This is a genomic window from Desulfocastanea catecholica, from assembly GCF_054657295.1.
In genome coordinates, this window is sequence record NZ_BAAHYZ010000016.1 from 24828 (window position 1) to 39152 (window position 14325).

10 protein-coding genes are annotated in these 14325 nt (G+C 51.0%); 6 read left to right on the forward strand and 4 right to left on the reverse strand.

From position 1 onward, the window contains the following. Window positions 1–18: 18 nt before the first annotated feature. A complete protein-coding gene (locus tag ACYQ8U_RS14900; RefSeq protein ID WP_459946347.1) occupies window positions 19–2241 on the reverse strand; it encodes an ATP-dependent helicase in 2223 nt (740 codons plus the stop codon). A 116-nt stretch (window positions 2242–2357) separates the two neighbouring features. On the opposite strand from ACYQ8U_RS14900, the gene ACYQ8U_RS14905 reads away from it, so the two are divergent. Next, window positions 2358–2762, forward strand: a complete 405-nt coding sequence (locus tag ACYQ8U_RS14905) for a pancreas/duodenum homeobox protein 1 (protein WP_459946348.1) — start codon at window positions 2358–2360, stop codon at window positions 2760–2762. Window positions 2763–2865: 103 nt separating this feature from the next. On the opposite strand, the gene ACYQ8U_RS14910 is transcribed toward ACYQ8U_RS14905, so the two are convergent. Next, entirely contained in the window at window positions 2866–3879 is a 1014-nt protein-coding gene (locus tag ACYQ8U_RS14910) for a GGDEF domain-containing protein (RefSeq protein WP_459946349.1), read from the reverse strand. A gap of 396 nt (window positions 3880–4275) precedes the next feature. Between ACYQ8U_RS14910 and ACYQ8U_RS14915 the strand changes: the two genes are divergently transcribed. Both ACYQ8U_RS14915 and ACYQ8U_RS14920 read left to right on the forward strand, forming a co-directional pair. After that, a complete protein-coding gene (locus ACYQ8U_RS14915) occupies window positions 4276–5334 on the forward strand; it encodes a glycoside hydrolase family 3 protein (protein WP_459946350.1) in 1059 nt (352 codons plus the stop codon). Further along, window positions 5321–5725, forward strand: coding sequence for an NINE protein (locus tag ACYQ8U_RS14920; protein WP_459946351.1), 405 nt, complete (start codon window positions 5321–5323; stop codon window positions 5723–5725). The genes ACYQ8U_RS14915 and ACYQ8U_RS14920 overlap by 14 nt, the downstream gene beginning before the upstream one ends. On the opposite strand, the gene ACYQ8U_RS14925 is transcribed toward ACYQ8U_RS14920, so the two are convergent. Further along, entirely contained in the window at window positions 5697–7301 is a 1605-nt protein-coding gene (locus tag ACYQ8U_RS14925; RefSeq protein ID WP_459946352.1) for a hybrid sensor histidine kinase/response regulator, read from the reverse strand. The two genes, ACYQ8U_RS14920 and ACYQ8U_RS14925, sit on opposite strands and share 29 nt — an antisense overlap. 359 nt (window positions 7302–7660) lie before the next feature. Here ACYQ8U_RS14925 and ACYQ8U_RS14930 point away from each other — a divergent pair, with 359 nt between their 5' ends. Next, the gene (locus tag ACYQ8U_RS14930) at window positions 7661–7945 is read left to right on the forward strand and encodes an HP0495 family protein (RefSeq protein WP_459946353.1); all 285 of its coding nucleotides are present in this window, start codon (window positions 7661–7663) and stop codon (window positions 7943–7945) included. 13 nt (window positions 7946–7958) lie between these two features. Continuing rightward, window positions 7959–8471: a hypothetical protein gene (locus ACYQ8U_RS14935; RefSeq protein WP_459946354.1), complete on the forward strand. Its 513-nt coding sequence runs from the start codon at window positions 7959–7961 to the stop codon at window positions 8469–8471. Window positions 8472–8482: 11 nt separating this feature from the next. Here the strand turns inward: ACYQ8U_RS14935 and ACYQ8U_RS14940 are convergent, their stop codons facing one another. Further along, window positions 8483–10423, reverse strand: coding sequence for a chorismate-binding protein (locus ACYQ8U_RS14940; RefSeq protein WP_459946355.1), 1941 nt, complete (start codon window positions 10421–10423; stop codon window positions 8483–8485). Between the two features lie 320 nt (window positions 10424–10743). On the opposite strand from ACYQ8U_RS14940, the gene nifJ reads away from it, so the two are divergent. Then, window positions 10744–14301, forward strand: a complete 3558-nt coding sequence (nifJ, locus tag ACYQ8U_RS14945) for a pyruvate:ferredoxin (flavodoxin) oxidoreductase (protein WP_459946356.1) — start codon at window positions 10744–10746, stop codon at window positions 14299–14301. The last annotated feature ends 24 nt before the right edge of the window (window positions 14302–14325 follow it).

Sequence of the window (14325 nt, forward strand, 5' to 3'; positions counted from 1 at the left end):
AAGCAAGATATCCATGTATCACAGAATTGTCAGTTTTGCGTAGTCCAGGTGAAGGGTTTTCAAGCCATGTCGGTCAAAATGGATGTCGAGCGATCGCGCCTTCGACAGTTTCGTTACCGTGCCATCGCCAAAAAACTGGTGATTCACTCTCCTCCCCACGGAAAAATCCGTCATTTCCATTTTCTGCTGTTTTTTCTTTTTTGGCGGTGCGGTCTCACCTGAGGAAGATGAAAAATTCGCCTGAAAGGCAAAAGCGTCACGATCACCCGCTGACCTCTCCGTAACCCGTTCAAACAGTCCGCCGCTCAACTCGGTTAAAAAAGGTGACATGCCGACTCTGCGAAACTGCCGGTCCAGGGTCATCAGTTGCTGTGGATAGGTGAGATAGAGATATTTTTTCGCTCTGGTGGTCGCCACATACAGCAGTCGCCGCTCCTCCTCCCACTGCTCGCCGAAGGTTGCCGAGGCATGGGGGAAACGACCATCCGCCACCCCGATGACAAAGACCGCGTCAAATTCCAATCCCTTGGAGGAATGTATCGTCGATAGGATGAGCCTGTCCATTCCCTGGCCATCCGTACCAATCTCCTCAGGGGGATCCAGCGTCGTGTCATCGATAAAACTCTGCAGATCGCCATAGCCGCCCATAATGCTTTTCAGCTGATCGAGGTCCTTTTGACGTTTCGGAAAGTCGTCGATATATATCCTCTCAAAAATAGGCTGATAATAGTTGAGCGCCATCTCATACAATGCGGAAGGGGTCGGCGTACCGGCATGCAGATCGACAAAGAGCTGCACCAGTCGTGCGTAAGAGTCTTGCCATGTTTTCCCAGGTTTGTAGAGCTTCAAGGCCTCGAGTGCATCGGCCGCGCCGGCAATCGTTGCAGAAATTTTCTGGGCGGTTGCCGGACCTACCTTTTCCAGCTGGAGCAGGATCCTGTTCCAGGACAGGGTATCCTGCGGGTTGACCAGCACGCGAAGAAAGGCAATCATATCTTTCATATGCGCGGACTCGGTCAGCTTCATCCCCCCTCTCTTTTCGTATTCGAAATTTTTCGCTCCAAGGGCTAATTCAAGCTTATAGGAGTGGAAACTCGAGCGGAACAACACGGCAATATCCTGCAGCACCACCCCGCTTGCCAGCAGCTTTGTGATGGTTGTAACAATAAAAGCCGCTTCTTCCCGTTCGTCCCGAGCGGCAAAAACAACCGGCCGCAGATCACCTTCAATACGGCTAAAGAGGGTTTTGGTATATTTTTCCGCAGCATTTCTAATAATATCATTGGTCAGGGAGAGGATCGGCTGCGTCGAACGATAATTTTCTTCCAGTTTAATTATCCTGGTGTCAGGGAACACCTTGGGAAAACGCATGATATTGTAAAAATCAGCACCTCTGAAAGAATAGATCGACTGGGAATCATCGCCGACGACCATGACATTATCATGGGTATGGGCGACCAGGCGGATGATATCGGCCTGAATAAGATTGGTATCCTGATACTCATCGACCATGATATGGGAAAACCGTTCCGATACGGCCAGTTGTACCTCCGGCGACTCGGTCAGCAGTCTTTTCCAGTTGACCAGCAGGTCGTCATAGTCCATCAGGCCGTGGTCAAACTTAAATTCCTGATAGTGTTTGTTCAGGGTGAGAATATCTTCCAGGTGGTCGGCAAGATGGGCATATTGATCCTGCACCAGGCTCTCGAGGTCGATGGACCGGTTAATAGATCCACTGATCATATTGATAACGGCACGCCTGGAGGGAAAGCGTTTATCTTTCTTGCCAAGGCCAAGCGACGATTTTAACAGGTTGACGATGCCCTCGGCATCGGATCGATCAATAATGCTGAACGACGAACCAAAACCGATGCGTGAACCATAGCGCCGGAGCAGCATGTTGGCTACCCCGTGAAAGGTGCCGCCGACGACCCTGTTGCAGTTTTCATTGAGCAGTCTGCCGGCACGCCACAACATTTCCTGACTGGCCTTCCTGGTGAAGGTGAGAAGGAGAATCGCTTCGGGCGCAACACCTTTTTCCACCAGGTGAGCAACGCGGTACACCAGGGTCCTTGTCTTGCCGCTTCCGGCTCCGGCAATAACCAGCACCGGACCTTCCGTTGTTGTTACTGCTGCATATTGTGCATCGTTGAGCTCCTGTCGATTGATAACACCGGAGACGGCACAGGGTGATGGCGATAAGGGATCATTTTTCATGGCGGCTACTTTAACACAGGCCATTTCCCCCCGCAACGTCGGTTGACATAATTGCCCGCTCTGGTATATTATTTTGTCGCTGTTTTTATGTTCAACGGCTCTTCGCCTCCTCCACCATTCCTTCTATAATAACGCAACCCATGACAACCGATACCTTCAAAACCATTCTGACCAAAGAGAATTTAGAGAAGATTTTTCCAAAAGACCGGGCCAATGATTTTTTTGAAGCCCTGTTTGGTGATGCCGACGAGGGAGCCTATGATATCGAACTGGCATATCGGGAATGCGACGGCAGCACCCTGATCATGGAACTGCTCCTGCATGAACGCCCAAATTGCTGTCTGGCCTGTAACCTTACCCAGGGGCTGCCCCAGGTTTTTTCCCGCCACCCTGTTATCAACATTACCGGCATTGTCCGCGACCTCGATACCTTGCTCGGTGACACCTGCAAATGCGGTGACTGGAGCCTCGGCTATACCGAGCAGCACAGCCGGTCGCTGCATGCGATCCCGATCAAAATTGCCCTCAAGAAGACCGGCGAATAACATCCAGGCAGTTTTATCCTTATCAACACAAACAAAAAGGCCGACTTGTTGAGAGTCGGCCTTTTTTTTGTCGTTTGCTGGTAATCTTTATGGTACGGAAAAGCTATTCTACCGCAACCCTTGATCGCCCTTCCGCCTTGGCATGATAGAGGATATCATCGGTGCGCTCCAGCCACTGTTTCAGAGATTCTTCCTGCTTGAGTTGTGAAAGCCCGATAGAAACACCCAGTTTTGTTGCATCGTCCGCCCAGATATTCAGCGTATCGACCGCGACACACAATCGTTCCGCCAAAATTCTGGCACTTCTCAGGTCGGTGTTGTCGAGGATGAGCAGAAATTCATCGCCACCCATGCGAATAAGCAGATCAGTTGATCGAACGGCCTGTTTCAATACCTGCGCTACGGACTTCAACACCTCGTCTCCCACCTGATGGCCGAGGTTATCGTTAATCATCTTGAATTTATCCAGATCCATGGAGATCATCGACAAAGGATGGTGGTACCGCTTGGCACTTTCTATCAACCCAGAGATGCGTTCGTCAAATACCCGTCTGTTGGACAGGCCGGTGAGCGCGTCATTGCTAGCCCGCTCGAACAATTCCTCATAGGCAAGCCCGCGGCGTAGACATTCGGCCAAAATCTCCAGAGAATGATTGATGAGATTTATTTCCTCAGGCGACAACGCATGCCCTTTTTTCAGAATCAACAGGATTCCGGCGTCATCGACACTTTCAAAAATCCACTTATAAGCACATCGTCCATCTTTTTTCGTAAAGGAACCCTGAAAGGGTGACTTGTTTTCGATGAGTTGTTCGGCAAAGGCAATGGCTTTACGCCTATTAGGTCCATGACCGGAACAGAACAGATGTCGTTTTTTGCGGCTGCTGTTGTTGTAGCCGATCAATTCATGGTTGACCAACGGCATCAGCCAGACGGAATAGGCTTCAATCATTCCCGTCAGACTGAGGACCCCGGCCATTCTTGCATGCAGCTTATTAGTGAGATCGAGTCGTTCTGACTGTTTTTTGACATTATCCAGCTCGACCATAACCTTTTCCAACTCCGCCTGCTGCAGGTTCGATCCGGATATTTGAAATTCCTGCGTTCTAAGAGTCATGAGCGATGTTCCTCAATATTGTTCATTTTAAAAGATTTTTTATGCTTATGTAATTATCGGCTGTCAGCAAAAAATCTTTACCTTTATTTCTCTATGGACTCTTATGCACTTTTTATACCATCGACGTCACACCCAAAAAGCGACAAACCATCAAAAAAACAATCATAGTATTGATATTATTGCATTATTTTTCAATAAAATAGTCGCTTCAAATTTTTGTGAACCCCCGCCACCTGCTCTCAACGCCCCTCCCTTCTTTGCTCTGTCATATTACTGTCATATTATTGACAGTAATATTCCCCCGAAAATTTCTTTGACAATTGTGCTCTCTGAAAGTACTCCTCAAGACATAACAACCTGCGGCAATTCAGGAAACACCATTACGTGCGGAAAAAAATGACGCAACTCTCTCTCGAACAGAAAATCGGTCAACTCTTTCTCCTCGGTTTTTCGGGTGACACGGTCACTGCTGAGGATCCGATTGGCGAAGATATCTGCAAAAGAAATTTAGGCGGAGTTATTCTTTTTGACCATTGCCTCGCCTCGTCAAAAAAAACAAATAATATCATAGATACCAGGCAACTAAGGCTGCTTACGGCATCTTTAAGGGAACTGTCGGATGAACCTTTTCTGGTGGCGGTAGATCAAGAAGGCGGCCACGTCAGTCGCTTTACGCAAGAAAGAGGTTTCCCGGTTACACCAGCTGCCGTTCAACTCGGCAACTCCCCTGATCTGCATGCCACCATTGCCAGCGCACGACAAACCGCCCGGATGCTTGGCGATATTGGTGTAAACCTGAATCTAGCGCCGGTGGTCGATCTCAATGTCTATCAGGAAAATCCGATAATCGGCAAATACGGCCGCAGTTTTTCCGCGGACCCAGCCGTCGTTACCGCCCATGCTGCGGCCTGGATCAGAGAACACAGACAGCTGGGAATTCTCTCCTGTCTGAAACACTTTCCCGGTCACGGTAGTTCCCGCACCGACTCACATCTTGGCTTTGTTGACATTACCGAGACCTGGCAGGAAGACGAACTCGTGCCATACCAACAGCTTATACGTACCGGTCAGATCGAGGCGATCATGCTCGGACATCTGTTTCATAGAAATTTTGATGCGCAATACCCGGCCACCCTGTCCCGCGCAACCATACAGACACTCGTTCGGCGGCGACTGCAGTTTGATGGTGTTGTTATCACTGATGACATGCAGATGAAAGCGATCACCGGGCACTATGGCCTTGAGGACGCCTGCTGCAAAGCACTCGCTGCCGGGGTGGATCTCCTCATTATCGGCAACAATCTTGATCGTGATCCGTTTATACTCTCTAAAGTGATCGATGCTCTGTTGCGGAAGCTGGACGAAGGAACAATAACCGAAGCTCGACTGGAGGAGGCCTGGAGCCGAATCCAAAAATTCAAACAACCACTCCTCATGTGCCATGGCAACAAATAACCACACCACACACTCCCTTTTGGTCGGCTATCTTCTCTGGATTCTGGGGTTCCTCGGAGCGCACCGCTTTTACTATGGCAAGCAGCTCAGCGGTACACTCTATTTTTTCACTCTGGGATTATTTTTTATCGGCTGGATCATCGATCTTTTTCTCATCCCGGGTATGAACCGCGAGGCGGATATCCGCTACCACGAAGGGCACATTGATTTCAATCTCGCCTGGCTGCTGCTGGCTTTTCTTGGCCTGTTCGGTATCCACAGAATGTATATGGGCAAATGGATAACCGGCCTGATTTATCTCTGCACAGGCGGGCTGCTCGGTTTTGGCTATATATACGACCTGTGGACCCTGAACGATCAGATCAGTTTACTGAACGCGGCGGCCCGTTAAAAGAGGTGCGCTTGCTCCCTTGACGGGCACCTTGGCCGGTATCTTGAGCAGTTCCAAGAAACCGGCCGACAACCGTCGCCAGCGCTCGCATTGATATCGGCTTCATACAGTACTCGTCTATACCTGCCGCATAAGCATCATCTTGTGAAACCTGATCCGAATACCCGGTAAAGAGAATAATAGGAATATCCGGGCGTAATTTTTTCAGGCCTTCACTCAACTCCAGCCCCGTCAAGCCGGGCATGGTCAGATCGGTAATGACCAGATCAAACTCTTCGGGTCTCCTGGAAAAAAGCTGCAGAGCATCCTGTGACAGTGTTCTGCCCACCACCCTGTAGCCGAGGCTCTGAAGAATTTCACCGGTCACCTGAACAACCTGCTCTTCATCGTCAACAAGCAGGATATTGCCGGCACCTCCCTGCAGCTCCCCGAGAGATAAAACCTGCTCAACCACGGTCTCCTTCTGGGCTATCGGCAGATATACCCGGAAGACGGAACCCTCGCCAAGCACACTTTCGACGGTAATGCTCCCTCCCTGACGGCTGACAATGCCATGCACCATGGCCAGGCCCATGCCGGTCCCCCTGGTTTTCTCCTTGGTCGAGAAGTAGGGTTCAAATATTCTATCGAGAAACTCTTCCTGTATACCGCTGCCGGTATCGGACACCGTGAGTTCCAACGAGTCCCTGCCGTTTACAGGCGGTGCAACCTTGTCAAGCTTAACCGTGAGCACGCCATGTCGCCCCCCCATGGCATGGGCGGCGTTGGTGCAGAGGTTGATCAGGACCTGGTGAATCTGTACCGGGTCAATCAGCACCCGCCCGCACTGCTCATTGACCTCTTCCTTGATGACGATGGTGCTCGGCAGGGTAACCCGCATCAGCTTCATCACCTCTTTGACGATAGGATGCATATACTGCAGTACCGCTTTTTTCTCCGTGCTGCGTGAAAAAGTCAGGACCTGCTCGACAAGGGATTTTGCTCGCTTTGATGCCTTGAGAATTTCCTCGAGATAATCGTAAACGACCTTGTCACCAAAGCCGTCTTTTTTCAATTTCAACCGTATTATTTCCGAGTAGCCCATTATCGGCGTAAGAACGTTATTAAAGTCATGGGCCACGCCGCCTGCCAAGGTACCGATAGCCTCCATTTTCTGGGTATGCCGCAGCTGCCTTTCCAGCCGATACTGTTCCGTCACATTCTCGGCAATGCCGATCATACCGGAAACCTCACCGTTTTTGCCCTTTACCGGAGACGCGGTGATGTCGAAAACAGTCTCGTCGCCGTCTGTGCCGAAAACGCCAATCCGCTGTGTACTCGATTCAATACTGCCGCTCTGCAGACTCCTGTTAAAAGCGCACAGAGTACATTTGTCATTTTTGGCACAGAAGATCTCATGACACGTTTTGCCGATGGCATCGGGATACTTGAGATATATCGTCTTATTGACCCACTGGGCCTTCATCTGGTCATCAAAAAGGATAAGAATCCCACTGAAACCGTCGAAGATCGCTTTTTTCTGGGCTTGACTCTCACGCAGTGTGTCGAGTATTGCTTGCTTTTCGCTTGATTCCAATGACGATTCCTCTTCAAGATACTGATTTTCAGTAAAGAGTCCTGGTTTTTTTGCCGTTTACCTGGATCAATTGATAAAATATCTTTTGCTGCTCCTGCTGCCTTTTCCTGCCGTTAAACAGTACTGGGTTGATTGTATCATCTGCGTCCAGTTTATTCAAAAGAGTATTGCATACGATTAGCTATGTTTTTCCATAGCCCCGCATTTCTCATGAATACCCTGCAGTGCCCTGATCGGTCTTTTCCTTGACTCTTGCCGGCTGATTCATTATTAGTTTTGAATTTGATTCTTTCTCCACAGGAGTCTGTCGGATAATAGGCTCCCAGAGGACGCCAACACAACCTATCAAAAGGACAAACATGATACTCGATCGCCGATACCCGCTGCAGCAGCCACCCGAGCGACCTGAAATAGCATACCCCTGTACCTGGTCGTACAGGGTAATTGGCATCGACTGCAGCCTGCTTAAAGACGTCATCGTTTCCGCCTGCTTTCCTCTGCCGGTGAGAATCAGCCATTCGCACACCAGCTCCAAGGGCAAATATCATAGTCTCAATGCAGAGCTCGAAGTTCCAAGTGAAGAAGTCCGGCTGAAAATTTATAAAAAATTACAATGCAGCCCGGCAATAAAAATTATTCTTTGATAACAGCGTGACAATGAAAACGGAAACAGCCGAAAAAAAATCCCAGCTGGTCAGGTCGTTGCGGGAAGGAGTCAGCCTCGTGCAGATGGTTCTCTACAAAGAAGTACGGACCAATCTGATGCGCAAGAGACCGGATCTGGATAAAATGCATCTTACCATGCTCGCCGGCGCCATCACCAATGAGGTTTTCGGCACGCAGAATCCGGAGAAGAAATTTGTCCGTTTTAGTCAGGAAAACTGGGGAACCATTGAGCAGGAGCTGCTGAACATCAAAGAGGAACAGGCTCCTCTTCGTGAACTTCTCACCGATGCCCTGCGCATACAGACCCTGTGCGATCATCAGGAAGGCGGTGACAGCTCGACCACCCTGCTCCGGGCCAAAGAACTTGATTTTCTTATCGAAGAACGAGAAATCCCCCTGCCCTCAACGTTTATGACAGCGGTACGGCAGCTGGGAGAGCAGCACAATCTCCTCCTACCGCCGCTGCATATCTCCGCGGAGCAGGACGATTCAATGGTGCACTGAGCCTGGCTTGTTCAGGCTGGAGGCTCTTGCAATTTTACCCGCACCAGGCCGCGTACCGAATTACAGACAAAAATCGCCTCGGCGGCTCTGACATCCGCCGGGGTCAGCACTTTTTCGACGACCGGAACAGCAGTGTCCGTCAGCAGATAGCCGCGCATCACCCCGGGCAGCAGACCGCTTGCCACCGGCGGCGTCAGATAGGTACCTGCCCGGTAAATCACTATATTGGTGATGCATCCCTCGGTTACCTCCCCGGCAGTATTGCAGAAGATAGAATCAACCAAGCCATCTTCCTGCGCCTGTTTATATGCCGCATCGTACAGCGTACGCATGGTGGTTTTATGAAAAGGCCACGGGCTTGCGGCATCTATCCGCTGGGGAGAAAAATTGATTGTTGCCAAGCCGGAGATATCCTCCTGCTCCGGCCTGACCGGCAGCTGAGTGCGCAGCGGGGCAGTACACGGTACAGCCGAAAGAGATGCCCGGCCATCCTTTGCCAGGACCAGACGCAGGCGATGGCAGCCACCGTACATGGTGGCTGTGGACAATGTGCTGGCCTGCTGTTGCAGCAGCAGGCGTATCCTTGGCAAATCACAGGAAAATCTAAAAAAATGCGCCCCACTTGCCAGGCGCAGAAGATGTTCTTCAAGAAGCCAGTAGCCGGTTTCAGGCCGCCAGAGAATGGTTTCGAACAGCTGAAAGTCCGGTTGGGCATGGGTGAGAAATCGGCCTTTCAAGAGAGATTCCTTCCATTCCTCCTCGGGGATCGAATCATGGGTAATCCCCGCGCCGATGCCCATTTCCCCCGAATTTTTCTGCAATCGAACCGTACGGATAGGCACACTGAAGACCGCCGATCCGTCCGGGCCGAAATAGCCTATAGCCCCGGTATACACCCCCCGTCGCTCTTTTTCCAGTTCATCGATAATCTGCATGGTGCGGATTTTCGGCGCGCCGGTTATCGAGCCGCAGGGAAACAAGGCACGAAACAGCTCGGTAAGCTGCAGATTAGCCATGGTTGTCGACGTACTCCTGGCCTTTATTGTCGAGGTCATCTGCAGCAGACTCTCATAGGACTCGACATCAAACAGTGAGTCGACGAAGACGCGGCTCTCTCCATGGCCATGCATCAATCGCGCAAGATCATTGCGCAGCAGGTCGACAATCATGACATTTTCACTTCGGTTTTTACTGTCATAATGCAGTTCGCGGCTGTTGCGCTGCTCCTGCAGACCATTATATCCCTTTGCCGCCGTCCCCTTCATTGGTCGGACGGTGATCTCGTCGCCCTTTTTTCTAAAAAACAGCTCCGGCGAAAAGGATAACAGCTGTTCCTCACCGTGCCGGATATAGGCACTGTAGGCAACTGACTGATTCTTACGCAACACGGCATAGAGTTTTTCGGCGGAACCCTGAAAATCAAAAAGCAGCTTCATCGTGTAATTCACCTGGTAGGTGTCACCGGCGATGATATATTGCCGCACTTGATGGAGCCCCTGCAAAAATTCCTCTTTCTCCATATTTGGCCGGAGATCGGAGATAGTATATGTTCCTTCGATGGACCGGCAATCGGCGCCAAAAGGAAAATCGTTGTCACCTGTATGATGGCTAAATCTCTGTGGTTTAAAAAAAACCCCTAAATCGGCCAACACCAATTGATTATCGGCGGCAGGGCTAATCTTCACCCCGATCCTTCCTTCAAGCATTGCCCCGAATTCATAGCCAACCCAGCCGGCAAGGTAGAATCCGTTTGTCAAACGCTCCTGGAGAGCAGCCAGATACTGCTCAAGATCATCACCGACCCGGCAGAGCAGCCGATCGACCGGCCTAAGAAATAACAGTGATTCAACATTTTCATGGTCCGGCTGTGATGTATCGAGAAAGACAAACTCCTCTTGCGAGGCAAGAAAATTAAGCAATTTTTCCAGATCCGGATCCTGAATTTGCACCATATATCTATCCTTTCAATGCGTAAATCTTCAACAGGGCCATCGTTGCTTGACAATCCAGCAAAAGCCGCAACTGCCTGACCCTTAATTTTTTTTACTTATAATACCAATCAATAATTATCATCTGTTGCCGCGGCTGCGAATTTAACATAGAGTGGCCAACGAAATTTATCGTTGTAGTTGTTGTAATTCGGTGCACCTTATACTATTATCACCGGGTGTTTCTTACACGACGGCACAAACCCTCAGGAAAAATACACTATTTCGGCAGTTTCCGCCACATTGCTGGCACAACTCACAGAAATAACAAAGGAGAACACATTATGTCGCGAAAGATGGTTACAATTGACGGCAACCAGGCGTGCACCCATGTCGCCTATGCCACGAGTGAGGTCATCACACTTTACCCCATCACTCCCTCCACCCCTCTTGCTGCAGAAGCTGATTCCAAGTCGGCGTCCCTGCAAAAAAATATCTGGGGCACCGTCCCTGTCGTCAACCAGATGCAGTCCGAGGCCGGGGTTGCCGGCTCCATCCATGGATCTCTTGCTACCGGAGCTCTTTGCACAACCTTCACGGCTTCCCAGGGCCTGCTGTTGATGATTCCCAATATGTACAAGATTGCCGGTGAGCTTACCCCGACAGTTTTCCATGTAACCGCAAGGGCCATAGCCTGCCAGGGGCTGTCAATTTTTGGCGACCACAGTGATATCTACGCCGCACGGCAGACCGGTTTCGGTATGCTCTGCTCGGAAAATGTGCAGCAGGCCATGGATATGGCGCTCATCGCCGTCCAGGCGACACTCGCCTCGAGGATCCCGTTCATCCATTTCTTCGATGGCTTTCGGACCTCCCATGAAATCCAGAAGATTGAAGAAATCGGTTTGGATCAAATGGCCGAAATGATCGATGAAGAATTGATATTCGAGCACCGCCACAGAGCCCTCTCCCCCGATCACCCAACCATTCGCGGTACCGCGCAAAATCCGGATGTCTATTTTACCGGTCGTGAAACCGTTAATAAATACTACAATGCGGTCCCTGCAATCATGCAGGAGACCATGAATAAATTTGCCGGCATCACCGGTCGCCAGTACCATCTTTTTGATTATCATGGGGCGCCCGATGCGGAAAATGTCGTTGTCATGATGGGTTCAGGCTGCGAAACCGTGGCCGCGACGGTCGATTACCTCATTTCCCAGGGTGAGAAAGTCGGTATGGTCATGGTTCGCCTCTATCGTCCGTTCGACTGCAAGGCCATGGTTAATTCGCTGCCTTCCTCCGTGGAACGTATCACCGTGCTCGACCGTACCAAGGAACCGGGAGCCCCCGGCGATCCTCTCTACCTCGATGTTCGTGCGGCAATCGGCGAAGCGGCTGAAACGAACAGTTCCATTTATCCGCCGGTCATTCTTTCCGGTCGTTACGGTCTTGGTTCCGCGGAATTCACCCCGGCAATGGTCAAGGCGGTCTATGACAACATGGATGCCATGGCCCCGAAAAACAAGTTCTGCGTCGGTCCAAACGATGACGTAACTTTCGCAAGCCTCGACTACGACGCCTCCTTTAACATCGAAGGCAAGGATGTGTACCGCGCCATGTTCTACGGTCTCGGTTCCGACGGTACCGTTGGCGCCAACAAAAACACCATCAAGATCATCGGCACCGAAACCGATAACTCCGCCCAGGGGTATTTCGTCTATGACTCGAAAAAATCAGGGTCAATCACCACCAGTCATCTGCGTTTTGGTAAAAACCCGGTTGTTGCCCCGTATCTGATCGACAAGGCCAATTTTATTGCCTGTCACAACTTCGCCTTTCTCAAGCAGGTTGATATGATCGGCAACCTGGACGAAGGCGGCACTTTTCTGCTGACCACCAGTTTCGACAAAGATACCGTCTGGAATGAACTGCCTGGAAAAGTCCAGCGTGATCTGATCAACAAGAATGCCAAGTTCTACATCATTGATGCCGTTTCCCTCGGACTCGCTCTTGGTCTCGGCGCACGCATCAATATGATCATGCAGACCGCTTTCTTTTTGATTTCAGGCATCCTTACCCAGGATGAAGCCATTAAAGCCATCAAAAATGCCATCAAAAAGACCTACGGCAAGAAGGGTGACCAAGTTGTCGAGATGAACTACAGCGCGGTTGACGGCGCAGTAAAGAATATCGTTCAAGTCCCCCTCGGCACCACGGTTGACGGCAAGGAGATGCCGCCGACAGTACCGGAGAATGCCCCGAAGTTTGTCAAGGAAGTTACCGCCAAGATCATTGAAGGCAACGGAACGAAACTGAAAGTTTCGCAAATCCCCGCCGATGGCACCTGGCCGACCGGCACCACCCAGTACGAAAAACGTAACATTGCCGTCGCCGTTCCCCGCTGGATCCCGGAAAACTGCATCCAGTGTGGTCAATGTGCCCTGGTCTGCCCGCATGCGGCAAACCGCATCAAGGTCTTCCCTGAAGCAACAGACGCCCCGGCCGCCTTCCAGTCTATCGATGCCGTCGGCAAGTCCTTTAAAGGCCAACGTTTTGCCGTGCAGATTTTCACCGAAGATTGCTGCGGCTGTACCCTCTGCGTCAGTGTCTGTCCGGCAAAGACCAAAGCGCTTGAGATGATTCCAAACAGTGAGGAAGTTAAGGCTGTTCAATCGAAAAACGTTGAATACTTCCTCTCTCTGCCGGAAATCAATCCGGCCGACATCAACGTGGCAACCATCAAAGGCAGCCAGTTGAAACAACCGCTGTTCGAGTTCTCCGGCGCCTGTGCCGGGTGTGGAGAAACACCGTACATCAAGCTCATCTCCCAGCTTTTCGGTGACAGAATGTACATCGGCAATGCTACCGGTTGCACCTCTATTTACGGCGGCAATCTCCCGACGACGCCCTATTCGAAACGCAGCGATGGCCGTGGACCCACCTGGGCCAACTCACTGTTCGAAGACAATGCCGAATTCAGTGCCGGTATGCGTACCAGCGTCAACAAGCTGCGCAATCAGGCTGTTGAGCTTCTGACCAGTGCTACCGAAGCAGGCATCGTCAAGCAGGATCTGACCACGGCTATCCTCGAGGCAGTACAGGTTACCCAGATGGATATCGAGGCCCAGCGGGCACGGGTTGCCGAGGTTAATGCGGCTCTCGAAGGCAACAGTCAGCCTATCGCCCGTCGCCTGTTACACCTCACCGACTTTTTGGTCAAAAAATCTGTCTGGGCCTTCGGCGGTGACGGCTGGGCATATGATATCGGTTACGGTGGCGTCGATCATGTCCTTGCCTCCGGTGAGAATGTCAACATCCTGGTACTCGACACCGAGGTTTACTCCAACACCGGTGGCCAGATGTCCAAATCCACCCCACGTGCCGCTACCGCGCAGTTTGCTTCCAGTGGCAAGAAAATGCCCAAAAAGAATATGGGTATGATCTTCGCCACCTACGGCAATGTCTATGTTGCGCAAATCAGCATCGGCGCCAATCCGGCACAGGCAATAAAAGCAATTGCCGAGGCGGAAGCCTACGACGGACCGTCACTGATCATTGCTTATGCCCATTGCATAAACCATGGTATCAACATGGCGCTTGGCCTTGAGCAGCAGAAAAAGGCCGTGGCCTGCGGTCACTGGCCGCTGTACCGTTTCAATCCGGAGCTGGAAGCTCAAGGCAAAAATCCACTGATCATTGACTCGAAAACCGAGCCAAGCATCAGCTTTGCAGATTACGCCCTAGGCGAAAACCGTTACCGTACGCTCAAGCGGGTCAATCCGACGAAGGCCGATGAACTTCTTGCCGAATCGCAGAAAGACGTGCTGCACAGCTTGAAATTCCTCAAGAGCCTTGCCGCAGCCCTTGAGCCTGAAGTTGAAGTAAAAGTGGCAGAGTAATTCTTCTTCAGAACTTCTTGATAC

Excerpts from the sequence above, each read along its gene's own strand:
- ACYQ8U_RS14905 (WP_459946348.1), top strand. The coding sequence starts at position 2,358 with ATGACAACCGATACCTTCAAAACCATTCTGACCAAAGAGAATTTAGAG.
- ACYQ8U_RS14920 (WP_459946351.1), top strand. The coding sequence starts at position 5,321 with ATGGCAACAAATAACCACACCACACACTCCCTTTTGGTCGGCTATCTT.
- ACYQ8U_RS14935 (WP_459946354.1), top strand. The coding sequence starts at position 7,959 with ATGAAAACGGAAACAGCCGAAAAAAAATCCCAGCTGGTCAGGTCGTTG.
- ACYQ8U_RS14900 (WP_459946347.1), bottom strand. The coding sequence starts at position 2,241 with ATGGCCTGTGTTAAAGTAGCCGCCATGAAAAATGATCCCTTATCGCCA.
- ACYQ8U_RS14915 (WP_459946350.1), top strand. The coding sequence starts at position 4,276 with ATGACGCAACTCTCTCTCGAACAGAAAATCGGTCAACTCTTTCTCCTC.
- ACYQ8U_RS14930 (WP_459946353.1), top strand. The coding sequence starts at position 7,661 with ATGATACTCGATCGCCGATACCCGCTGCAGCAGCCACCCGAGCGACCT.
- ACYQ8U_RS14940 (WP_459946355.1), bottom strand. The coding sequence starts at position 10,423 with ATGGTGCAAATTCAGGATCCGGATCTGGAAAAATTGCTTAATTTTCTT.
- nifJ (WP_459946356.1), top strand. The coding sequence starts at position 10,744 with ATGTCGCGAAAGATGGTTACAATTGACGGCAACCAGGCGTGCACCCAT.
- ACYQ8U_RS14910 (WP_459946349.1), bottom strand. The coding sequence starts at position 3,879 with ATGACTCTTAGAACGCAGGAATTTCAAATATCCGGATCGAACCTGCAG.